The 24,307-nt window shown below is 41.6% G+C and carries 20 protein-coding genes; 14 read left to right on the top strand and 6 right to left on the bottom strand.

Annotation, left to right across the window (positions count from 1 at the left end; all coding sequences use genetic code 11):
• Positions 1-174 precede the first annotated feature (174 nt).
• Positions 175-1,887: an AAA family ATPase gene (locus tag F972_RS05435; protein ID WP_004769205.1), complete on the bottom strand. Its 1,713-nt coding sequence runs from the start codon at positions 1,885-1,887 to the stop codon at positions 175-177.
• A gap of 160 nt (positions 1,888-2,047) precedes the next feature.
• On the opposite strand from F972_RS05435, the gene F972_RS05430 reads away from it, so the two are divergent.
• Together F972_RS05430 and F972_RS05425 are read left to right on the top strand one after the other, a co-directional pair.
• Complete coding sequence (locus F972_RS05430) at positions 2,048-3,013, top strand: alpha/beta hydrolase (protein WP_004769203.1); 966 nt, start codon at positions 2,048-2,050, stop codon at positions 3,011-3,013.
• 30 nt (positions 3,014-3,043) lie between these two features.
• Positions 3,044-3,760: a glutamine amidotransferase gene (locus F972_RS05425; RefSeq protein WP_004769201.1), complete on the top strand. Its 717-nt coding sequence runs from the start codon at positions 3,044-3,046 to the stop codon at positions 3,758-3,760.
• A gap of 66 nt (positions 3,761-3,826) precedes the next feature.
• Here F972_RS05425 and F972_RS16010 read toward each other — a convergent pair whose 3' ends face one another.
• On the bottom strand, positions 3,827-3,997 hold the full coding sequence (locus F972_RS16010) for a cbb3-type cytochrome oxidase assembly protein (protein WP_004677895.1): 171 nt from the start codon (positions 3,995-3,997) through the stop codon (positions 3,827-3,829).
• A 44-nt stretch (positions 3,998-4,041) separates the two neighbouring features.
• Positions 4,042-4,860, bottom strand: coding sequence for a hypothetical protein (locus tag F972_RS05420; RefSeq protein WP_004681003.1), 819 nt, complete (start codon positions 4,858-4,860; stop codon positions 4,042-4,044).
• Between the two features lie 238 nt (positions 4,861-5,098).
• Here F972_RS05420 and F972_RS05415 point away from each other — a divergent pair, with 238 nt between their 5' ends.
• Entirely contained in the window at positions 5,099-6,529 is a 1,431-nt protein-coding gene (locus F972_RS05415) for an aminotransferase-like domain-containing protein (RefSeq protein ID WP_004681004.1), read from the top strand.
• Here the strand turns inward: F972_RS05415 and F972_RS05410 are convergent.
• The gene (locus F972_RS05410; protein ID WP_004758265.1) at positions 6,490-7,572 is read right to left on the bottom strand and encodes a helix-turn-helix transcriptional regulator; all 1,083 of its coding nucleotides are present in this window, start codon (positions 7,570-7,572) and stop codon (positions 6,490-6,492) included. The genes F972_RS05415 and F972_RS05410 overlap by 40 nt on opposite strands.
• Positions 7,573-7,691: 119 nt before the next feature.
• Between F972_RS05410 and F972_RS05405 the strand changes: the two genes are divergently transcribed.
• The 9 genes from F972_RS05405 (at position 7,692) to F972_RS05365 (ending at position 19,769) form a co-directional block, all read left to right on the top strand.
• Entirely contained in the window at positions 7,692-8,408 is a 717-nt protein-coding gene (locus tag F972_RS05405) for an enoyl-CoA hydratase/isomerase family protein (protein WP_004681006.1), read from the top strand.
• A 37-nt stretch (positions 8,409-8,445) separates the two neighbouring features.
• Positions 8,446-9,273 carry an SDR family oxidoreductase gene (locus F972_RS05400; RefSeq protein WP_004681008.1) on the top strand — a complete coding sequence of 276 codons (828 nt, stop codon included), beginning with the start codon at positions 8,446-8,448 and terminating at the stop codon, positions 9,271-9,273.
• A 397-nt stretch (positions 9,274-9,670) separates the two neighbouring features.
• Positions 9,671-13,234, top strand: a complete 3,564-nt coding sequence (gene dnaE, locus F972_RS05395) for a DNA polymerase III subunit alpha (protein ID WP_004681010.1) — start codon at positions 9,671-9,673, stop codon at positions 13,232-13,234.
• 13 nt (positions 13,235-13,247) lie between these two features.
• Positions 13,248-14,084 (top strand): RNA methyltransferase, encoded by an 837-nt coding sequence (locus tag F972_RS05390; RefSeq protein WP_004681012.1) that lies wholly within the window; start codon positions 13,248-13,250, stop codon positions 14,082-14,084.
• Positions 14,077-14,889: a serine O-acetyltransferase gene (gene cysE, locus F972_RS05385; RefSeq protein WP_004681014.1), complete on the top strand. Its 813-nt coding sequence runs from the start codon at positions 14,077-14,079 to the stop codon at positions 14,887-14,889. Before F972_RS05390 ends, cysE begins: the two co-directional genes overlap by 8 nt.
• A gap of 136 nt (positions 14,890-15,025) precedes the next feature.
• Complete coding sequence (locus F972_RS05380) at positions 15,026-15,934, top strand: ABUW_2363 family tetratricopeptide repeat lipoprotein (RefSeq protein ID WP_004677909.1); 909 nt, start codon at positions 15,026-15,028, stop codon at positions 15,932-15,934.
• Positions 15,935-16,051: 117 nt separating this feature from the next.
• Positions 16,052-18,064: an esterase/lipase family protein gene (locus tag F972_RS05375; RefSeq protein WP_171062518.1), complete on the top strand. Its 2,013-nt coding sequence runs from the start codon at positions 16,052-16,054 to the stop codon at positions 18,062-18,064.
• A 676-nt stretch (positions 18,065-18,740) separates the two neighbouring features.
• Positions 18,741-19,304, top strand: a complete 564-nt coding sequence (ahpC, locus tag F972_RS05370; RefSeq protein ID WP_004677913.1) for an alkyl hydroperoxide reductase subunit C — start codon at positions 18,741-18,743, stop codon at positions 19,302-19,304.
• A gap of 252 nt (positions 19,305-19,556) precedes the next feature.
• On the top strand, positions 19,557-19,769 hold the full coding sequence (locus tag F972_RS05365) for a KTSC domain-containing protein (RefSeq protein WP_004662566.1): 213 nt from the start codon (positions 19,557-19,559) through the stop codon (positions 19,767-19,769).
• 47 nt (positions 19,770-19,816) lie between these two features.
• On the opposite strand, the gene F972_RS05360 is transcribed toward F972_RS05365, so the two are convergent.
• Positions 19,817-21,016 (bottom strand): alkane 1-monooxygenase, encoded by a 1,200-nt coding sequence (locus F972_RS05360; RefSeq protein WP_004769197.1) that lies wholly within the window; start codon positions 21,014-21,016, stop codon positions 19,817-19,819.
• 122 nt (positions 21,017-21,138) lie between these two features.
• On the opposite strand from F972_RS05360, the gene F972_RS05355 reads away from it, so the two are divergent.
• The gene (locus F972_RS05355) at positions 21,139-22,173 is read left to right on the top strand and encodes a helix-turn-helix domain-containing protein (protein WP_004769196.1); all 1,035 of its coding nucleotides are present in this window, start codon (positions 21,139-21,141) and stop codon (positions 22,171-22,173) included.
• Here the strand turns inward: F972_RS05355 and F972_RS05350 are convergent.
• Positions 22,170-22,388, bottom strand: coding sequence for a DUF1653 domain-containing protein (locus F972_RS05350; protein WP_004759731.1), 219 nt, complete (start codon positions 22,386-22,388; stop codon positions 22,170-22,172). The genes F972_RS05355 and F972_RS05350 overlap by 4 nt on opposite strands.
• Before the next feature lie 230 nt (positions 22,389-22,618).
• Between F972_RS05350 and ahpF the strand changes: the two genes are divergently transcribed.
• On the top strand, positions 22,619-24,184 hold the full coding sequence (gene ahpF, locus F972_RS05345; RefSeq protein ID WP_004769195.1) for an alkyl hydroperoxide reductase subunit F: 1,566 nt from the start codon (positions 22,619-22,621) through the stop codon (positions 24,182-24,184).
• Positions 24,185-24,307 lie beyond the last annotated feature (123 nt).

Genomic DNA, 24,307 nt, shown 5'->3' with positions numbered 1-24,307 from the left:
GCAAAAGTATTTAAAACGACATTTCATGTCGTATGGCTTACGCCAGTCGCTTATATCCTCGGGCTAAACCCCGAGGTTTTACGCTCCAATGGATAAAACCCTATTTGGCATGAATAAAAGCCATTAAATAATGTCTAAATCATTGCCTTGAATCAGGTATGGCATTTATTCATCCTATTCAATAAACAACAGGGCTAAACGCACTTGATCATAAGCCATACGTGGACTGGTTGCCTCTACAATTGGACGCAGCTTGATTGAGCCATCTTCAGTGAAATGTTCAGGATTTTGGCGTTTTTGCAATTTCTTATAGATTTTGCGCACCTCTTCCACTACTTCATCGCCAGGATGGGCCACTGAAATATCCTGATTCTGTTCTTTGTGCAAGCGTGCCAAATGATTGATGATGGTTGCAGGAGTCAGCCCTCTTTCACTGGCAATATCTTCAATATCATAACCCTCTTCAAACAGTGCCTTGGTTTCATCCAGAGTCGCGGTGGCATAACTTTGCTTTCCACCTTTGCTGAGCTTTTTCTCATTACGGCTAATTTCAGTCGGATTTAGCGTACCACCACAATGACGGATAAATGCATTTTGCTGTGTGGTTAAATCAACGTTTTCAAAATTGACTTCGGCTTCAGTAGAAAGTTCCTGAAAACGGCGATCCGCCTTAATGGCCAGACTATCCAACTCTAAAGCCTGATCATTAAAACCCAGTAGTTTTAAACCATTCAGGGACTTTAACCGCGACAAAGCCACATAGCCCTGACCTTTTTCAAAGGTATGGGTCAGGTTGATTTCTGCGGCTTCCAGTGTCATGCCCTGACTTTTATGGATGGTGATTGCCCAGGCTAAACGTAAGGGAATCTGCTGAAAACTGGCAATCACCTTGCCTGCCTCATTTTCAATCGACCAAGTTTCTGGCTCAACCAATAAAGTTGTACCATCGGTCAATTTTACTTTAGGCAAAATACCGTTCTGATCATCTTCCTCAAAACCAATCACTTCTCCCAAGCTGCCATTGATATAGCCAAGGTCAAAGTTGTTTTTCACAAACATTACCTTGGCATGCTTTTTTAGGGTCAGTTCTTCAGGCGCACGTACAGACGATTTCAATGTTTCAATCAGCTTTTCATTACCATCCAGCACCGCATTAAACTGATGGCTTTCATTGTCAATCTCATTGAGACGTTGATAGTTAATATTATCTACATCCATATTATGGGTATATAAACGGGTAAAGGTTTCACCAATATCGTGCTGGCGTGATTGCTGTAACGCTCGAATATGTTCGGCCTGAATACTCTGCGCCCGAATCGCATTTAAAATCTGGTTGAGGATTTCATCATCCTGACGGTGTTGTTCGGTGAGATAACACACCCGAAATTTCGCCTCCACCCAAGCCTCAGACATAAAGCAGAATTTATCCCGATTGGCTTCACCATTACGCCCGACTGGTGGCAACTGGAAAAAATCGCCAGCGACAATGACCTGAATACCGCCAAACGCCTCATCACTCTCTTTAAAGTATTTTAATACCTGATTGACCAGATTCAGCTGCTTGGCATGCAGCATTGAGATTTCATCAATGATGAGAACCTGCGCATTTTCCAGATGCTCTTTTAAATATTTTCGCTCTTTCATACGCTTGAGATCATCATCACTCAAACTGTCTTTAATTCCAATACCCGCCCAGGTATGAATGGTCATCCCGTTCATGTGCGTTGCGGCAATCCCTGTAGATGCAGTAATAGCAACAGGCACCTTACGTGCCTTGAGGTAATTGATATATTGATTAAGCGTATAGGTTTTTCCTGCACCTGCTGAACCCGTTAAAAAAACATTTTCTCCAGCTTTCAATAATTTCAGTGCAGTCTCTTGTTTCATAATTTCATCAGGTAAAAGTAGCAACCCATAGCTTACCGATTTTTTCTCAAAAATAAAAACCTAAACCGATCTGGAAAACCATTCATATCTCAGATTGCCATTGACATCCAGATGTTTTCATTTAATGTGTTGATGAATGAATTTAGACTTTATATCAAAAATGAATACTTCAAATTTTTATACTTATCAACCAGATATCCTAGGGAATGGTTATCAGCAACTGACCCTGAACTTTGCTGATGATTATGATGGGAAAGTTGTTGCCACATTGGTTAGAAAAAAAGCTGCTCAGGCCACCAAAAAGGCTGTGTTGTATGTTCATGGCTTTACCGATTATTTCTTTCAAAAAGAAATGGCTGAACAGTTCAACCAGCATGGCTATGACTTCTACGCACTTGACCTTAGAAAATATGGGCGTTCCAAATTACCGCATCAAACCCTGTATTACGTGCGGGATTTACGTGAATATGATGCTGAAATCAGCAAGTCACTGGAGATCATCGGTCAGGAAAACCATAATCAGGTTTTGCTTGCTGGACATTCAACAGGTGGCTTGATCACAACCCTATATGCAGCACATTATCCTGACCATCGTCTGGTTAAGGCGTTATGGGCAAATAGTCCATTTTATGATTTCTTTAAGAGCATCATTGAGAAAAAAGTGGGAATTCCATTGCTGAGTGAATTTGGCAAGCGTTTCCCAAATGCCAAGTTTCCAAGTGGCCTAAACCCGTGGTATGTACCAAGTTTGCATAAAAAATTTCATGGTGAATGGGAGTTTAATCTGGAATGGAAACCTGAATCCATGCCATTTGTACAACTGTGCTTTGTGCATGCCATCCATGAAGCGCAAAAAGAAATCCATAAAGGGATTACACTGAATATTCCAACCCTGATCATGCATTCACATCAATCCAAATACCCTAAAAAATGGGGAATTGATGCCCAGCAAAGCGACGTCATTCTTGATGTCAAAGACATGACCAATAATGCCAAAAAAATGAAAGGTGATATACAGACTTTATCAGTACACAACGGCTTGCATGATCTGGTACTTTCGGCCCCACCAGTACGGGAAAAAGTATACCAGGATTTATTTGCCTGGCTTGAGCAAAAAATGCCTTAACTCACTTCCAATATAGTGACCTGATAAACCATGAATACGATGGCAGTTTCATTACCTAAAACAGTTTATGCAATTCAACATCTTGCCTTTGAGGATTTAGGTTCTCTGGAAGATGCTTTTTATCAACTTGGCTTCCGCGTCCGTTATTTCGAAGCGGGTGTTGACGACCTCAGCCCAGCCCTCAATTATGAGGGTTTAACCATCATCCTCGGTGGGCCAATTGGTGTTTATGAAACTGAGGACTACCCTTTCCTGATTGATGAGATTGCGTTGCTTAAACAGCGTTTGGCAGCCAATAAACCCACCATTGGTATTTGTCTGGGGGCGCAGTTAATTGCTCATGCACTGGGTGCCAAAGTCTATGCTGGACACCAAAAAGAGATTGGCTGGGGCAAACTGGACATTCAGCCTGTTGCTGAAAATATTCTGGCAGCGCTTGAAGATACCCATGTGTTGCACTGGCATGGTGATACATTTGACCTGCCAGACAATGCAGCCTTGCTAGCGAGTTCAGCTATTTATCCTCATCAAGCCTTTGCGATCGGAAAGCAGATTTTAGCCTTACAGTTTCATCTGGAAGTGAATCAAAACAGCTTTGAGAAATGGTTGATTGGTCATACCTGCGAAATACGTCATGCCAATTTGTCTATTCCCCAGTTAAGACAGGATAATCTGCTTTATGCAGCCCAATTGGAAAATCAGGCACAAAAAATTATCCAACGTTTTTTAGAAAATCTCAGCCATTAAAATAAAATGGTGGAAATCAAAAAGCCTAGATGTTCTAGGCTTTTGCGGCTTTAGACACCTAAATGATTAATGCTGTTGAATTGATTTTTGCATCTGTGTCGTATTCTGCTTCTGTTGCGATGGCATATAATCAGGCTCATTGCTAACAGCAAGAAAGAAGAAGACTAAAAACAAACAGCCTAATAAAATACTGATTCCAACGGTGAGATATGGAAATTTTGCTTGCTCTTTAGACATATCGTCTGCTCCTATTTAAATACTAAAATTCAATACTGCATCATCTACATCATGGATAATGCCCTGTAACTGGCACCATTTTGAATACGGGTTTGCATATATTCAGCATAGACCGACAACTTTTCAAAAATGTGTTCTGAATAAAACATATCTTCAATTAAATGAGTGGCCTGTTTTTGGCTAAACTGGCCAATCTGTGCCACCAGTTGCGCATTCAGGTTCGAAAACAAAGTACAAATCGTTTTATGAAACTCATCTTTGTTTTTAAACAATAATTTTCGGGTATTAATCAATTTATCATTAACACTACGTTCTGTTGTATCGCAGCAAATCACGTCAATTTTTATCTGCAAATAATCCTGCAAGATTTGAATTTGATCCTGATTTACAGGTAAATGTGTAATCAAGAAAAGATGGGAAATATCTGTTCGACAGAGGGCTTTAACCAAAGCTCGAAACAGAAAATCAGCTTCTTTTTTAGGCTGTTCAACCAAATCCACATAAAGCTTTAGGCTTTGGAGCACTTCTTCAATTTTTAAATTGACACTTTTCTCAGCCTGATAATATTGATTCAGGATCGCCAAAACAGCGGTTGAAATCGGTGTTGTATAAATCACGGGCTGATTTAAATTGGCAATAATAAATGGGGCAAACAAATACCCAAGATTATTGTCATTTTCCTCTATTTTTGCTTGCACAATATAAGCGACTTTTTCTTTAGAAAAGTCTCTTAATACCTTGCCTCGTAACAAGGTTGCTTCAAGATTTACATAGTCAAGATGTAGCTGTTCTTGTACTGCTTGCGAAACCTCGCCATCCTGAAAAAGCTGGGTTATCGCATTAAGTTCTTTAGTTACAAACATCGCCCTATACACCTTTCAGCCAAACCATTGTCTTCTGATTGATCTGTACGTTTTGTATATTATTTAACAAGCCGTACCATTCTTGGTGTTATTTTGTAGAACATATCAATCGCTGAATAGCTACAGAGGCTGTCTAAAAAAATATAACAGATGATTTATTTCCATCCCATCTGTTATAAAATTAGATAAATTACTCACAATACTCATAAACAGGTTCTCATTTTGGATTCAGTACCTTATGTATAAAGCAGAACAGTTAGCGCATAGCCTGAAACTTCTCATCCAAAACGGGACATGGGAACCGCACAGCAAACTGCCATCTTTACGTGAACAGGTACAACGCTCAGGCTTGAGCCTCATCACAGTCATGAATGCCTATCAGGAGCTGGAAGCGCAGGGACTGATTTATTCAAAGGAAAAGTCGGGTTATTTTGTGGCTGAACAGAATCATATTCAGATTCCACAGGCCTATTCGGTGGTCTCTTTAAATCCCAAAGTTGAAATTAACTCACTAGTGTTTAAATACCTCAAGTCGATTCAATCCAAACAGGTCAGCCTACTAGGCTCTGCATTTCCAGATAGTCAGTTACTCTATCCACCCAAACTGATTCAGATCATGGGACAGCTTTCCCGTAATCGACATAGTTATGATCAGACCAGCAACCTACCGCCTGGGAATTTAGCACTCAGAAAACTGATTGCTCAACGCTATTGTATGCAAGGCATTCCAACTGATGCAGATGACATTGTCATTACATCTGGTGGCTTAGAGGCTTTGAATCTTTCACTGCAAGCGATTACCCAGCCTGGCGATTATATTTTACTACAGCAAACCATCTTTTATGGTGCATGGCAGGCTGCGGAACGCTTGGGTTTAAAGGTAATTACTCTTCCTGAGCACCCACAGCATGGCTTCGATATTGAAGCCTTTGAGCAAGTCATCAAGAATTACCCAATTAAGGTCTGCTGGTTTATGCTAAACGCCCATAACCCGATTGGATTTACGGTCAGTGATGAGATCAAATATAAAATCGCCAAGCTGTTGCATGAACATCAAATTCATTTGATCGAAGATGATGTCTATGAAGAACTGTTTTATGGCAATCAAAAGCCGCTACCCATGAAGTATTTTGATCAGCAAAATCTGGTGTTGCACTGCTCTTCTTTTTCCAAAACCTTGGGTTCGGGGTTCCGTATGGGATGGGTCTATGCTGGCAAATTTTCCGAACATATTCAGCATTTGCAATTGATGAGCACCATTTCAGCCAATGCGCTGATCCAGAATGCGCTGGTGGAGTTTCTCTCCCATCATCATTATGAAAAGCATCTGAGAACGCTTAGACGGGCTTTGGAAAAGAATAAAAAACAATTCTTTCAATATCTCAAACAACATCTACCGAAAGACTGTAAGGTATATAACTATCCAAGTGGCTATTTTCTCTGGATTCAGTTGCCAGACAAAGTCAGCAGTATGCAAGTCTATGAACAGCTGATTCAACAACAGGTAGGCGTTGCACCAAGCCCCTTATTTAATGTGTTGCCCTCACATCAACATTTTATTCGTATGAATTGTTCTTTCGAATGGACCGAACAGATTCAGCATTCGCTAAAACTTTTTATTAAAACGATTCAGTTGGTGATGTCGGATGAAGTGGCTTTGGACAAATAGCTTTTCCGATACTGACTCGGTGTTTCCCCAAACATCTTTTTAAAAGCGCGAATAAAATTGGTGGCTTCTTCATAACCCACCAGATCTGCAACGTTCTGAATAGTATATTGTGGTTGTTGCAGTAACTTCCTGGCTTGACTAAAACGTACCTCAGCCAAAATCTGCAAGAACGTCGTTCCTTGTGCCTGTAAATGTCGCTTGATGGTTCGTTCAGACATATTCAAGCGTTGCGCAATTAAAGGAAGTGTTGGATAACCATTGCTTGAGTTATAAAGTAGTTCAGATTTAATACTTTTTTGCAGATCCCGCGTTGTTTCTTTGACTAATTTAAGTTTGTCATTTTCGCAATATAATAATGCCTGCTGGAATGCGACTTGATCAGCATTGGGATTTTTACAATGCAGATATTGCTTGGGAAAACGCAAACCATTGCGTTGCTGATTAAAATGAATCTTGATTTGGGAGAGATCGATACGTTTATAATTCTGTGCATCGGACCAATCGACAAAGACCTCACAACGTTCAACAATTTTTTTAGAAAATACACCAAGAAAATGAATTGCGCCAAACAGCAAACTCTCAATCAGAAAGTGTCGTAATTGATCAGATTGCTGCTCATTGCCAAATTTAACCGGATGTACACCATCCAAATAGACATAGACAAAGTCTTCATCAATATACGATTCAGGGGTAAAGTTCTGGATTCGTGTACAGAAATACTGTTGGCACAGCGTTAATGCAGTTTCAACATCCGTACAACTCAGAAATGCAAAACCTAAGGCTCCATGCGAAGTGGGACGTAATTTAAAACCATATTCAATGCCCAGACGCGGATTTCCCGTCAGCCTTAAAGCATTCACCACCAGCTTTGACCATTGATGCGCACTCATTTTGGCATCGGCTTGTTTCATTTCTGTGAGCATTAATCCTGTACCAGCCAAAACTGTTTCAGTATCAATCGCATAATCATGCACAATTTCTAATAATAGATGTGCATAAGAAACCGAGATGGTTTCTTGAAACAATCCAAAAGGATCTCGCATCGCACATCCCCTGTCCTAAAATGATCATCAATATGGCATAGTCACACCTATTGTGCGAGTGTTTTATTCGAAATAATGACTGCAATCAATCAACCATCGCAGAATGAGGAAGCGCTTCAATGACCACCATGACGCTTGATCAACAGCAGTCTATTTATGTTCTCACCTTAACCAATGGCGATCAGGACAATGCCTTAAATCAAGATGTGCTAAATGAATATATCGAGATCTTTGATGAAATCGAACGTGATTCGCACAATGCTTGCCTAGTCATTCAAAGCGACCATCCCAAAACATTTTGCAATGGCTTAGACCTCGCATGGTTAATGCAACAATCCATGCAAGATAAAAAAGCCTTTACCTTACAACTGGAAAATATGCTGCTGCGCTTGGCTTTGCTTAATCTACCTGTCATTGCGGAAATTAACGGCAATGCTTATGCTGGTGGTGCAATCTTGGCATCTGCATGTGATTTTCGCTTGATGCGGGCAGATAAAGGACGTTTTTGCTTTCCCGAAGTCAAACTCACTATTCCTTTCACTGACTGTATTGCAGAGATTGTGCAGCTCATTCCCAATCAACATGCGATCTGGGAGATGTCATTAACGGGTAAATCCATGACAGGGATTGAGTGCTTAGACGCACATGTGGTTCATCAAATTCACCCTGCCGAATCATTAAATAATGAAGTATTTAAGTTTGCTGAAGAGATGTCACAAAAGCATCGCCAAACCTATGCCGTAATCAAACGTCAGTTACGCCATCGCATTGTTGAAATTGCCAAACAACGACAGCTATACAATCCAGAAAAATTTGCACATCCTTTTATGATTTAAATCAGCTTTTATAACAACTCGAATATAGGACATCTACATGAGTAATATGCAAGGAAAAACTATTTTTATTACTGGTGGCAGCCGAGGAATTGGCAGAGCCATTGCGCTGAAAGCAGCACAAGCTGGGGCAAATGTTGTCATTGCAGCAAAAACTGAAGTGGAAACAGCGAAATTAACGGGCACGATTTATAGCGTCGCCGAAGAGATTGATGCTGCTGGCGGCAAAGCTCTGCCCATACTTTTAGATGTGCGAGATGAACAGCAGATTCATGCTGCCATGCAACAAGCAGCCAGGAACTTTGGTGGTATTGATGTATTAATAAACAATGCAGGTGCAATTGCACTCACAGGTGTCGAAGCCACTTCCTTAAAACAATATGACCTGATCCAAACCATTAACCACCGTGCAACCTTTATTTGTGCGCAGGCCGCTTTGCCCTATCTCAAACAAGCACAACATCCGCATATTTTAAGCTTATCGCCACCTGTAAATATGTCACCTAAATGGTTAGGCATGCTCTCGCCTTATGCCTTGTCTAAGTATGGTATGACAATTCTGACTTTAGGTATGGCAGAGGAATTTCAGCATTATGGAATTTCCTGTAACACGCTTTGGCCTGAGACCTATATTGCAACGGCAGCTGTTTCGAAAAACCTAGGTGAGGAAAATACCTTACAGGTCAGTCGTAAACCTGAAATTATGGCAGATGCGGCTTATGCGATTTATACCACCGCCAAAGGTGAACTTACGGGACAAAGCCTCACCGATGAACAGGCCTTAGCCAGAATTGGCATTACGGATTTTTCTAAATATGCTTGTGTTGATGGTCATACACAACTACAAAAAGATTTCTTTCTGGATTGATCTGGGTGCAATATCATTTTTAGCAACCTACTCAAATAGTTGAACTGAACCATTTAGTTCCATTCTATTTATCAAGGTTGAAAGCAGCCAAAAAGCTGCCTTTCAATCTTGAAAACGCTCCATGTCATACAAGTTTCCACTATTTTTAACTGCCCCCACCCACCAGCAAGGCTGGAAACCAGCACCATTCATAAACAGATAAAATTTGAGCAATCACATTCCAACCACAAATATATTCATCTTAGCTTTTGATTTATAAGCATATAAAAATAAAAAATTATTTTTCAAATTTAACCCAAATAACAAGATAGACATACAGTTTGCCAAAATATTAAGCATGTCATTATAAGTTTGCATGCTAAACTATGCCTTGGTTTGAAAAAGGATCGTCTTGACTATGCAGTTTGTTCATCTCGGTATACATACAGAATTTTCGATTACCGAATCGATTGTTCGCATACCCGATTTGGTCAAAGTTGCTGCTGCAGAAGAAATGCCTGCGCTTGCCATCACCGATTTGTCCAACCTGCATGCGGCGATAAAATTTTACGGCGCATGTCTGGGTAAAGGCATCAAGCCTATTATGGGCAGTGTCATTCGCCTGAATGATGCTGAACATCGCGCAACCTTGCTTGCCATGAGTAACAAGGGATGGCGGAATTTAACTGAGATTGTGTCGCGTGGTTTTATTGAGGGACAACAACTCAGCACACCCTGCATACAAAAAGAATGGATACTCGAACAGGCGCAAGACCTGATCATTCTGCTGGGTCAGCACAGTGATGTTGGCAAGATGCTCTGCTCATCCAACCCACAGAAAGCTGAACCGTTACTGGAAGCGTGGATTGAGGAATTTGGCGACCGTGTTTATTTAGCCCTGACCCGTACCGAACGTGTTGGCGAAGAGGATTTTATCCTACAGGCTGCAAAACTTGCCGCAAAATATCAAATTGGTGTGGTGGCACACAACGATGTGCATTTTATTGAGCAGGACGATTTTGAGGCGCATGAAGCCCGTGTATGTATTGCCGATGGTTATGTCCTAAGTGACGACAAACGCCCCAAACCCTACAGCCCTGAACAATATTTTAAAACGGCCGAGCAAATGTCTGAACTATTTTCAGACATTCCAAGTGCCCTGGAAAACACCTACGAGATTGCGAAACGCTGCAATGTCAGCTTACAGTTGGGTACTTATTTCCTACCTGACTTCCCAATTCCAGATGGCTATACCATTGACACCTATTTTGAGCATTTGTCGCGTACAGGTCTGGAAGAACGTCTAAATCATCTTTACCCAGTTGAAAAACGTGGTGAAGACTGGGCAGAGGTTCGCCAGCCCTACGATGAGCGAATCAAGTATGAAGTCGACATTATCCTGAAAATGGGATTCCCAGGCTACTTCCTGATCGTCATGGACTTTATCCAGTGGGCAAAAAATAATGGCGTACCTGTGGGGCCTGGTCGTGGTTCAGGTGCAGGTTCACTGGTTGCTTATAGCTTAAAGATTACCGACCTTGACCCACTGCGTTATGATCTACTGTTTGAACGTTTCCTTAACCCAGAACGTGTCTCCATGCCCGATTTTGACGTGGATTTCTGCATTGCAGGCCGTGACCGTGTAATTGAGTATGTGGCACAGCATTATGGTCGTGAAGCGGTTTCACAGATTGCAACATTCGGTACTATGGCAGCCAAAGGTGCGATTCGTGATGTTGCCCGTGTACTGGGCAAGTCTTATGGTCTGGCTGACCGTATTTCCAAAATGGTGCCAACCAAACCGCTGGGTGTGGATTTAAAGCAAGCGATTGAAATGGAGCCGCAGCTCAAGGATATCGTCACCAATCCATCCAACCCAGATCATGATGATGCCGCCGAAATCTGGGAAATGGCGCTCAAGCTTGAGGGCATTACCCGTAACACAGGCAAGCATGCGGGTGGTGTGGTCATTGCACCAGGTAAAATTACTGATTATTCCGCGGTGCTATGTGATGCTGATGGCACTAACCGCGTTGCACAATATGATAAAGATGACGTTGAAGCTGCAGGTCTGGTTAAATTTGACTTCTTAGGTTTGCGTAACCTGACCGTTATTGAAGATGCCGTTCAGAATATTAATAAAAGAATCAAGTCAGATACCCCACTCGACATTGCCAATGTTGAACTGGATGACAAAGATGCCTATCTGGTTTTTGCCGAGGCAAACACCACTGCGGTATTCCAGTTTGAATCCGTGGGCATGAAAAAGATGCTCAAGGAAGCCAGACCGAGCAAGTTTGAAGAAATTATTGCTTTCGTTTCCCTATACCGTCCTGGCCCGATGGACCTGATTCCAGACTTTATCCACCGTATGCATGGTGGCGAGTTTGAATATCTGCATCCATTGCTTGAAAGTGTATTGGAACCCACTTATGGCATCATGGTGTATCAGGAACAGGTCATGCAGGCAGCACAGTTCTGTGCAGGCTATACGCTGGGTGGCGCGGACCTGCTGCGTCGCGCCATGGGTAAAAAGAAACCCGAGGAAATGGTCAAACAGCGCCAGATCTTTATTGAAGGTGCTGCCAAGAAAGATATTAATGAGGCAACCGCGAACCATATCTTTGACTATATGGAAAAGTTTGCTGGCTATGGTTTTAACAAATCACACGCCGCAGCCTATGCACTGGTTGCCTATCATACAGCATGGTTAAAGGCACATTACCCTGCCGAATTTATGGCGGCGGTATTGTCATCGGAAATGCAGAACACTGACAGCATTGTATTCCTGATCGATGACTGCCGTAACAACAAACTCGACGTGTTGCCACCCTCTGTCAATATGTCGCTATACCATTTCCATGCCAGTGATGAACGCACCATTGTTTATGGGTTGGGTGCAATCAAGGGTGTGGGCGAACAGGCAATGCAGTCGGTGATTGATTCACGGATCAAGGAAGGCCCGTATAAAGACCTGTTTGATTTCTGCCATCGTATTGACCTGAAAAAAATCAATAAACGCACACTTGAAGCCTTGATCCGTGCAGGTGCGCTGGATTGTCTGGGCATTGAACGTTCCAGCCTGATGGCACAGCTTCCAGAAGCGGTCCAGGCGGCTGAACAGGCACGTAGCAACCGTGAAACGGGAATTATGGACCTGTTTGGTGAGGTTGAGGAAGTTCAGCGTAAACCAGCCAAACCTGTCAAACCGTGGTCAGATGAAGTCCGTTTAAAAGGTGAAAAAGATACGCTGGGCCTGTATTTAACAGGTCACCCGATTGATATCTATCGTGCTGAACTCAAGCAATTTGTTTCTGTAAAACTAAACGAACTGACGCCAACAAGACGGGGTGTCACCAGCATTTTTGCGGGTCTGGTGGTGGATATTGCCAACTTCCCGAACCGTATTATGATTACCCTGGATGATGGCACTGCCCGTGTTGAAATCAGCTGCAATCATGAACGTTTCCAGCGCCATAAAGACATTATCAAACTGGAACAGGTGGTGGTGATTGAGGGTGAGATTTATGAACGTGAGGGCTTTGACCGCCCGATGGCACGTTTAAGCAAGGCATTTAATTTAAATGAAATACGGCAAAAACGGGCACAGAACATTCAGATTCGCCTGGCACATGACCTGATGGGTAAATCTTTGGCAAAAGATCTGCAAGGCATGCTTTTGCCTTACTGCAACATTGATATGTGTCAGCATATTGGGGTGAAAATCCAGCTTGAGCAAAGTTTTGCAAGCGCTGAACTGCTGCTGGGCGCACAATGGAAAGTTGCCCCACTTGACGAGCTACTCGCTAAACTGCGTGACTATTTCGGCAAGGATGCGATTTACATCGAATATCAGGTCAAGTCTAAAGCTGCCAAAGTGGTTGAAACGCCAAAAGTTGCGGTTGTTGCGCCACCTCCTGACAATATGTCAATGGACGAAGCTTTAGACCTCTATCAAGCCGAAGTCTCCCAATATTCTTAATTTTGGATAATCTATGAACCTGTTTGACCAAAATCAAGTGTCCAAACATTTGGATCATGTGCGTATTGTGATGGTGAACACCACGCTACCCGCCAATATCGGCAGTGCCTTACGTGCCATGAAAACCATGGGACTTTCCAAGCTTGTGCTTGTTGCACCAAAGACATATCCGCATCCTGACATTGATGCCCTTGCTGCAGGCGCACAGGATTTAATTGAGCAGATTGAAATTGTGGAAACGCTGGAACAGGCCATTCAGCACTGCCATCTGGTTTTTGGAACCAGTGCCCGCAGCCGAACCATTCCGTGGCCACTACTCGATGTTCGCCCTGCGGCTAAAGAAGCCTTGCAGGCAGCCAGCCAACAACAAAATATCGCGATTGTGTTTGGCCGTGAAGACCGTGGACTCACCAATGAAGAATTGGCCCTTGCCAATTACCACCTGACCATTCCAGTCAATCCTGAGTATGGTGTGTTAAATGTAGCGCAGGCAATTCAGGTGGTATGCTATGAACTGCGTATGGCTTCCCTTGAACAAAATGCACCCGCTACGCAAACACCTGATGACCACATGCAGCTCAAGCAACAACAAAGCATGCAGTGGGATGAGCCTTTGGTCACGCAGCAGCAAATGCAAGAGTTTTATCCCCATTTGGAAAAAATGCTGACTGAAATTGAGTTTTTAGACCCAACTAATCCCCGTTTACTGCCGTTACGCTTGCGCCGTTTATTCGGAAGGATACAATTAGATCGTATGGAATATCATTTGTTACGTGGAATCTTTAGCCGCGTACAGGCCTTAGCCAATGGTTCATGGAAAAAAACAACGGAGGATCATTCCAATGATTAAACAGCTTAAAGAAGACATTCAGGCTGTATTTGCACGTGATCCTGCTGCACGCAATACGCTGGAAGTCCTCACCACCTATCCAGGGATTCATGCGTTAATCATGCATCGTATGGCACATGAACTATGGAAAAAAGAATACAAAGGCTGCGCCCGCCTGCTTTCCTCTTTTAGCCGATTTGCCACAGGTATTGAAATCCATCCTGGCGCAAAAATTGGCAAACGTTTTTTTATCGATCATGGCATGGGTGTGGTGATTGGTGAAACTGCCGAAATTGGTGATGATGTCACGCTTTATCATGGTGTTACGCTTGGCGGTACCACTTGGAATAAAGGCAAGCGCCACCCCACGCTTGAAGATGGTGTGGTGGTGGGCGCAGGTGCTAAAATCCTCGGTCCCTTTACCGTCCATAAAGGTGCAAAAGTCGGTTCAAATGCGGTGGTAACCAAGGAAGTTCCTGAGGGCGTAACCGCCGTTGGCAACCCTGCACGATACATTTTCAAGGATAAAACCCAGATTGAGCAGGATGAAGCACGCCGCCGTGATTATGCTGAAAGCATCGGTTTCCAGCCTTATGCCACCACTCAGGAGCAAACAGACCCTTTACTGGAAGGTATTCGGGTGTTACTGGATCGAATGCAGCAAAATGAAAAGCGCATGAATGTTCTATGCCAGCGTCTTTCTTTACTTGACCCGACCTATAAAGGTCAGAAAGCAACCACTCAACCTTTTAGCAAGGAAGAGCTAAAAATTATTGAGGAAGTTAGGCGTGAATGTGAAGCCCAAACCAAAACATCTGCCACATAATAAGAGATAGGTATCAATAGGCCTTATTTATAAAGAAATGTAACAAGCTTCTCGTTGCAAGTTGGTTTTGCTTTTCCTAGACTAGTAAAACCAACGACCGACCTAGTTAATTCACTAAAATTAATGGATATAAAGCATGAATTTTAAGCCTTTGGCATTACTTGTACTTTCAACTTCAGTTTTAACTGCATGTGGTACCCCACCTGTTGTAAAAAAGGAAGTGGCAGCAGCACCCCAGCCTTTTGTTTTTAAAGAACCAGACCCAACACCACCTTTTTATGCTTTGAATCCAGTTAATTATGATGCGCCACCAAGTTTTGAGCTTGCAATTAAGGATGCAACAGCACAGCCTGTGACCAAAATGGTGGTAAGCCTACAGAATGACCCATCAAAATCAACCACACTTGAAGTGAACAAACTGATTGTGCCAACGGTCAACAGCAAACAGCGCAGCATGAAATATGCCGTGCTTGCAGGCGATAATGAAGTTGATGTGACTGAAATTGATGATTTCCTGCAACTGGTTGAAGGCAAGGCCCGTCACTATCCACCACGTTTCCCTGACCGTCAGGAACGTAAAGGTTACGAAGCTAAATTAAAAGAAACTACACAAAAGCTGGATGCTCTAGCCGAACAGCCAAATGCATCACTGGATGTGTTGACCCGTGCCTTTAAAGCCAGTGTGATGGCACGCAATATGGACCTCGGAACAGCGTACACCACCAAATCCCTGAATTATGCACAGCGTATTCTGGCGATCAGTCCAAATGACCCTGAAACCAACTTCTGGTTTGGGTTTGGTTTGTCTGAAGGCGGCGGTCAGCGTGAGGCAATTCCATATTTAGACAAGGCCATTAAAGGTGGTGTACAGGAAGCCTATCTTTCTGCCGCAAACAACTTTCTTTGGTTAGAACAAAAGAAAAATGCCATCCAGACCTTAAAGAACTATAAAGTGAAATATCCAGATGAAGCTGAAGTGGCTGACCGCCTTATTAGCGAAGTGGAATCTGGTAAACGCTGGAATGTATGGCAAGTGCTAAACTGATCCAGATTTTTTGTAAAAATAGACTGCTCTAAGCAGTCTATTTTTTTATACCGATTGAAAAAGCAACCGTTTTTCGTATTATAGCTCTAATCTTCGTACTTAATTTGCTGAATTCCGATGCTAGCATTTACTCCAAATTGTCGCCTATTTGTTATTACCCTGCTGAGCACGATGGTCATGAGCGGTTGTCAGGTAGTCAGCCTTAAACAACAGGCGATTGATGTCACCATTGCCAATGAACGTAACAGTATTTTAACCCAGAAAAAATTAAGTGAAGCCAGCCTCAATGTCCTGTCCATGTCGGGCAAGGAAGCCAGAGTCTGTTCACAGACACCGAATGAATGTGTTGCCGACCTACATAAAATTCCACAAATATTGGATGAACAGTTACTCTCAACAGCAAGTGAACTTTATCTGGCCAAATCCATGGCACTTTCAGATTCATCTGAATGTAAAATAAGTAAGCTGACCAAACATAAGTCTGAAGATGACCAGAAAATTATCCAGAAAAATTATGAGAACTGTCTAGACCAACAACTGGAAAATCTGGATAAAAGTATCCGCTATAGTTATGCCTATTTATTTAAAACCTCCCGAAAGCCACAGGAACGGATTTTTGATAACCGACAGGTTCAGGTTCGGGATTTTTACAATCAGGCGCTGACCCAATTGGTCAATGTGCATAGTCTAAGAAACCCCACCACCAATATCACCCCAACCATTAAGATTGCTAACAGCACCTATACCGTTGATATTCAGTCCTATCAACGGTTACAGGACATGAAGCTTGAGAAGTTTATTTCAAGCTATAACATGAATTTCTCTGGTTTAAGGGCCATTAACCGCCGTGACGGTTTCGGCTCCGACTTTGTTGCGGTATTTCCCTCTGGTGATGCATCACAGCATGACAATAAATATATTCTTGACCCTTTAACCTATCATTATCCAAAAGGTACTAATCCAAACATTCACAAGGCCCGTTATCTGGCGGCAACCATCATTGCCCAGCCGAAAAAACCAACCGCTTCAGTGAATGATGTTTTAACCAGCCCTGAATTTGAGATTAAGGTCTATGACCCGTATAGCATTGACAAAGTCAATATCGCAGGCCAGCCGTATTCATTAGCTGCCAATTTTTCCGCACCCTATGGTTTATGGCTGGCTGAAAATAATCTGCGTGCGGCAGCATACCTAACGCTGATTGACCGTGACCAGCATTTAACCATGCCGCATCTCTATATGCTGGAACCCTACAATCCCAACAAGAAGATCATTGTACTGGTGCATGGTCTGGCCAGTAGCCCTGAAGCATGGATTGCCGTGACCAACGACATTATGGGGGATGCTGTACTACGTGAACATTATCAGGTGTGGCAAGTTTTTTATTCAACCAACATGCCGATTCTGGAAAGCCGTTTCCAGATTTATGCCCTGCTCAAGCAAGCCTTTTCCACCGTCAATCCTAAAGATGTGGCTGCGAAAGACGCTGTTTTGATTGGACATAGTATGGGCGGAATTATTAGTCGTTTACTGGTCAGTGATGCCGACATTTCCAAACAGGCCCTGGCGATGATGAACAATCGCCAACAGACCCGCTTGAGAAAGCATCCCGTGATTGGTGAACGGCTGAAAATGAAACCGATCACCAACTTTGACCGTGCCATTTTCCTGGCCGCACCACATCGTGGGACAGATTATGCGGATCGCTGGTTTACTCTGGCTGCACGTAAGATTATTCGCCTGCCTGCAACATTCCTTACCACATTGGCAGATACCTTGACCAGTGATGATGTTGACCTGAATGATTTCGTAAAAACCCTAACCAATGACGTGATTCAGAATGGTCCAAGTGACTTGAGCAAAAAGTCCAAGTTCATGGAATTGACTGCCAATATTCCACCAGAAAAAGGTCTGGTGTTCCATTCAATTATGGGCAACATCACCAAGAGTGACGACCCTAATGTAATTACTGACGGGATTGTGCCTTATAAAAGCGCCCATTTAGATGGTGCTGTTTCTGAAAAAATCATTCATGGCGGCCACTCGATTCAGGAAACGCCAGAAGCAATTCTGGAATTGCGACGAATCCTGCGCCAGCACCTTGTTGATCATGGTTTATATAAACCTTAACTCAACCTAATAAGCCCAAATCCTGTTTGGGCTTATTATTAAGTTTAGCTAAATCATACATCCTAAAGATCAGATATGTTTAGGACTATTTAAAGCTGAACTAACATGTTAACAGAATCCCATATTTGGCATTAAGGAACATCCCCACCCGAATAATGTCAACGCCTGCGGCAAGAGGTGGTCCCACTTGTTTGAACAACTAAAAGCTTATTTATAAGTGATATTCTGCCCTAGTTAAGCTACCTTATTTTGTTGTGGTCGCTGGTCATAGTAAAACTCATCTGGAGTCATTTTGTCCAGACTCGAATGAGGTCGTTTCAAATTATAAAATTCAAATATTTTAAGTTGAGATTGGCGTTATATTTTTAGAATTTAGCTATATATCTTTGTTTTTATATATTTTTAGATTTTTTCAATTTTACCCTTGAATTTTAATACTATAGACCGCATGTTGTTATACAAGTTAGTTTAGGTATTCGTCATATTTACTTCATCTTGTTGGAGTCAAATAAGCTTATATCTTAGGGTGAAAATCGTTTTATATTGATTCATTCAATTTTCCGATTTTAGTCATGTAAAAATACTATTTCCCCAATAACTAAAAATTATTTATTCTTGACCTCGTAAACAAGTAAGGCATTAGCCTTTCAATAAAACCTCAATCATGGAGACAATGATGAGCTTAATTAATACTGAAGTTAAACCATTTAAAGCTGATGCATTCCGTAACGGTGAATTCATTCAAGTCACTGACGCTGATCTTAAAGGTAAATGGTCTGTTCTTATTTTCATGCCTGCCGCATTTACATTCAACTGTCCAACAGAAGTTGAAGATGCTGCTGAGAACTATGCAGAATTCCAAAAAGCTGGTGCAGAAGTTTATATCGTAACAACTGATACTCATTTCTCTCACAAAGTATGGCACGAAACTTCTCCTGCTGTAGGTAAAGCTCAATTCCCATTAGTTGGTGATCCTACACATCAATTAACACGTGCTTTTGATGTGCATATCGAAGAAGCTGGTTTAGCTTTACGTGGTACGTTCATCATCAACCCTGAAGGCGTAATCAAAACTGCTGAAATTCATGACAATGCTATTGCTCGTGATGTATCAGAAACTTTACGTAAACTTAAGGCTGCTCAATTCGTAGCAAGCCACCCAGGCGAAGTTTGCCCTGCTAAATGGAAAGAAGGTGAAGCAACTCTTGCTCCATCTATCGACCTAGTGGGTAAAATCTAATTCTTTAGATTGAACAACCTCGTCAGAAGCCACTCTTTTTAGGGTGGTTTCTTTTTATCTGCCTTTATATAAATTTCTTATCCGCTCTCCCCCAGCTTGATAGCAAAATTTTTACAATTCTTATACTTATAAATTTATAACGAAATTCATTTATCAATTGTGAGCCTGCATTAAATGGAGTAATGTCAAATTATGAAACATAAAGAGTTTTTTGTATGTACTAAATAATCAAACTAAAATGGGGGCAAATATATGGAAAAAACTGTTGTTGTAACCTCTTGGAAATATGATATTTCTTCACGCTATTTAAAAATTTTTTACAGCAATGGCACAGCCGAGCTTTATCATCCTGTTCCAGAATTTGTGTATGACAATTTGCTACGCACAACCGATAAGACTGCTTTTGTTCATAAATACCTTGAGTTTGATCTTCATTTTAAACGACTTTATCTTTTAGCCTCATAAATAAAGAAACCAGCCTACGTTAAGGCTGGTTTTTTTATTTAAATTTATTAAGCAGCTTCGACTTCAACTTGTTCAGCATACTTCTCTAATATTTTTTCTTTTGCGTCTGGATGAATATTAATTTTCTCCATATTGCCTTTGTAATGCTCTACAACTCGATCATCCATAATTTTTGACCACCATGAGGGAATAAAGGCTGGTAAAATCATCGCTCCATAGCCCCCTGGTAACTGTGGCGCATCTTCAAAATGACGTAGAGTTTGAAAGCTACGTGTTGGATTTGCATGATGATCTGAATGACGCTGTAATTGATACAAGAACAAGTTCGTCACTACATTATTATTGTTCCAACTATGCTCAGGTAAAGTACGCTCATATTGACCATTCGCTTTCTTTTCACGTTTTAAACCATAATGCTCAATATAATTCACTGATTCAAACAAAGTAATCGCATAAGCAGCCTGTGTCACTTGGAACGGTACTGAACGCACTCCAAATTTGCTAAACATAGCAGCATGGTACACAGCAGACATCGCCCAACCATGAATCAATTCATTCTCTTTACAGAAGAACGGTAATTTTTTACGCTCTAAACGATTTTTCTCAATTTCGATCGCCGATTTGAAACTACCAATCACTGTACGCGGTAAAAATTTCCAGAAAGTTTCACCAAGTCGAGATGATGCTGGATCTTCTGGCGTTGCAACACGGCGGTGATGACCATATGGATGCTCAATACGGAAATGATTATAGCCCGATGGAGCTAATGCCAAATGTGATAAATAATGTTCGAGACGACCACTTTTATGGCTCAATTCATGCGCCGTATTGATGGCAATACCATTCACCATCCCTACCAACGTACCCAATAACGCTTGATCTGCAAGTGATGTACCTTTACGACTTGCCAAATAGGTGCCGTAAATATTGGTTGCATATTGCAATGGAATAAAAAGTTTAACAATTCGTGCGTAATATGGATCAGCTTCTAAATCTGCAATCGCATCAAGTGGCGGATTTTCTGTGTCCTCACCAATTAACTTATCCAATGCAGGAATAACACCATGAATAAATAATGGACCAAAAGAGGCAAAGAATTTTTTGGTTTTTTTCGGTCCAAATTGATAACCCGCTAAACCACTCATTGCAATAGTCGGTACTGCCAAACCCAATAACCACAAATGACGTTTTTTATCTTTAAAAGTTGTTGTTGCTTGCTCTACATCCAGTTGAGTATGCATATTCATTAGAAACTCCTCAATCAAACACAAAATGTTTTGCTTGAATTGATTGTGTTCTTTTACAGTCACTCTATATTATCATTTTAAGACTTGATATTATCATTTTAAGACTTTACTGGATTTTTATTGTGCAAAAACAGCAAATCCCTGTTATTCCGTCTCGTTATTATTTGCGGTTGATCGAAATTCTGATTGGTACTCATCAATATGATAATGAGGTATTAAAAGCATTTCATAACGAACTTTCTAAAACTGAGCTTTTATCAATTCAACAAATTGAACAATTTATTGCACTTGGCCTGAGCCTACCTAATACAGAAGATTTGGCTTTTGAACTCGGTAAAAATCTAAAACTCAGTTCGCATAGTTTGGTTGGATATGCATTAATGACCAGTCCAAATTTAAAACATGCTTTGAGATTAATCGCACAATATTTTCGGCTAATTATGCCTAGCTTTAAGCTATCGATTCAATTTCCAACTCATCAACATAAGGTTGAGTTATTACTTGAACCCATCTTGCAAATGAATAAGCAATGTTTAGCATTTCATATTGAAGCAATTGCCGTTGGATTTTATTACAGCTTATTAGAACTTGCAGGACAACAATTACAACGTTACCAAATTTATTTAAGTATACCCGAGCCTGTTTATGCTGAACGCTATATACACCTCGTTAAAGCAAATTTTCATTTTAATTACACATGGATATCAGGTATACGCGTTGTTATTGATCAGCAACAACTGGCACTACCCTTACCTTTGGCGGATGCTCATAGCTTAAAGGTGGTTGAGCAGCGCTGTCAGGAACAAATCCAGAAGATTTATCATCAAGGTGAAATTGCTGAATGGGTCAGCATGATGCTGCGACAGGCCAATCAGATTCCAACATTAACCGAATGCGCTAAAGTTCTAAATATTTCCACTAAAACTTTACAACGTTATTTGCAGCAACAAGGAGTTGAATTTCAAGCTTTGAAACAAAAAATTAGTACTGAGCGAGCAATTGATTTATTAGAAAATTCAAATTTTACCATCACCCATATTGCTTACGAATTAGGCTATTCTAACCCTGCCAACTTTACTCGTGCATTTAATAAGGTAATGGGATGTAGTCCACAGCACTATCGCCTGTCCCGAGCGAACACCCAACAGGCAGATTAAGTCTCTTGGATTAATTTAAAACGTGGAACCACCTGTCCATTCTCAAGCTCAACTGTTTCAGTAAACATGCCGAGTGGACGTACCCACATCGAGTAATCTCCATATAAGCATTGATACACCACCAGTTCTTCTTCAGTTTCACTATGGCGGGCTACATTGAATACCTGATAGAGTTGTCCCTTATAGTGTTGGTATATGCCGCGCTGTAATGTCATGCTATTTTCCTTTAGGTTATGCCATGAAATGATTGCAGTTATATAACAATTTTTAATATATTCAAATTTTTAGATAGAAAAATCTTCAAAATATTGATATTTTATCTTAAATTCAAAAATCCGATCAAATCTATAAGAACATACTGTTTTACCTATTCATTATTTTTTCGTACTATGGCTTCATTGAATAAATTAAGCTGACTTGAACTGCTGAGAATTTGGAGATTTACATGTTAGACCAAAATATTAAAACCCAGTTAAAAGCCTATTTAGAACGTTTGGAAAGCCCAATCGAGTTGGTTGCAGCTTTAGATGAATCAGATAAAGCCGCAAAAATCAAAGAACTCGTGACTGAAATTGCAGAACTTTCTGACCAGGTTACGGCGCGTTTTGACGGTTCAAACGCTCGCCGTCCTAGTTTCGGTGTAGCTAAAGCAGGCGAACAACCACGTGTGTTCTTTGCTGGCTTACCAATGGGACATGAGTTTACTTCTTTGATCCTGGCATTGTTGCAGGTATCTGGCTATGCCCCTAAAGTATCTGATGAAGTCTTGAACCAGATCAAAGGCTTAAACTTAAAAGCAAACTTTGACGTGTTTGTTTCATTAAGCTGCCATAACTGTCCAGATGTGGTTCAAGCCTTGAACTTGATTGCAATCTATAATCCGAATGCAACTGCGACCATGATTGATGGTGGTTTCTTCCAGGAAGAAGTTGAAGAACGCAAAATCTTGGCCGTACCGATGGTGTTTCAAGACAATGAACATATTGGACAAGGTCGTATGACTTTGGAAGAAATCGTTGCCAAGTTAGATACCAACTCAGCCGAGAAAGATGCCGCAGCCCTCAATGCTAAAGATGCTTTTGATGTATTGGTGATTGGTGGTGGCCCTGCGGGTGGTACTGCGGCAATCTATGCGGCACGTAAAGGTATCAAAACAGGCATCGTGGCTGAACGCTTTGGTGGTCAGGTCATGGATACCATGGACATTGAAAACTTCACCACGGTTCAAAAAACCGTAGGTCCAAAGTTTGCTCAAGATATGGAAGCGCATGTACGTGAGTACGGTGTGGACATCATGAATTTGCAACGTGTCAGCAAGATCACAGGTGCAGATCAAACCGCCAATGGTCTGGTTGAAGTTGAATTGGAAAATGGCGCTAAGCTTGAATCGAAAACCATTATTCTTTCAACAGGTGCACGTTGGAGAGAAATGAATGTACCAGGTGAAGCAGAATACCGTACCCGTGGTGTGGCGTATTGCCCACACTGTGATGGCCCATTATTCAAAGGCAAACGTGTTGCGGTGATTGGTGGGGGTAACTCAGGTGTAGAAGCAGCGATTGACCTTGCAGGGATTGTTGAGCATGTGACGTTGGTTGAGTTTGATACCAAGCTTCGCGCAGATCAAGTATTGCAAGACAAATTAAACAGCTTGCCAAATACCACCGTGATCTTGAATGCACTCAGTACCGAAGTCGTTGGTGATGGTTCACAAGTGACGGCATTAAAATACAAAGATCGCGCGACTGATGTTGAGCATACAGTTGAGCTTGCAGGAATCTTCGTACAGATTGGCTTGTTGCCAAACACCGATTTCCTGAAGAACAGTGCGGTTGAACTCAGCAATCGTGGTGAGATTGTGATCAATGACCGTAACGAAACCAATGTAAAAGGTGTATTTGCTGCGGGTGACTGTACCACCGTGCCTTATAAGCAAATCATCATCGCGACTGGTGAGGGAGCCAAGGCTTCATTGTCTGCTTTTGACTACATGATTCGCTCTGGGGTGTAAACCCAACATAAAACTTGTGCACGCACTTACATTTTTCAAATGTAAGTGCGTGTTTTTACAAGTTATCAACAAATTTTCAACTTTATTCGTCAACGTTTTTATGTTTATATTTTGGCTATCCAT

The organism is Acinetobacter sp. CIP 102529, assembly GCF_000368325.1.
GTDB lineage: Bacteria > Pseudomonadota > Gammaproteobacteria > Pseudomonadales > Moraxellaceae > Acinetobacter > Acinetobacter parvus.
The sequence above is the reverse complement of the archived record's forward strand: the minus strand, read 5'-3'. Positions and strand labels throughout refer to the sequence as shown.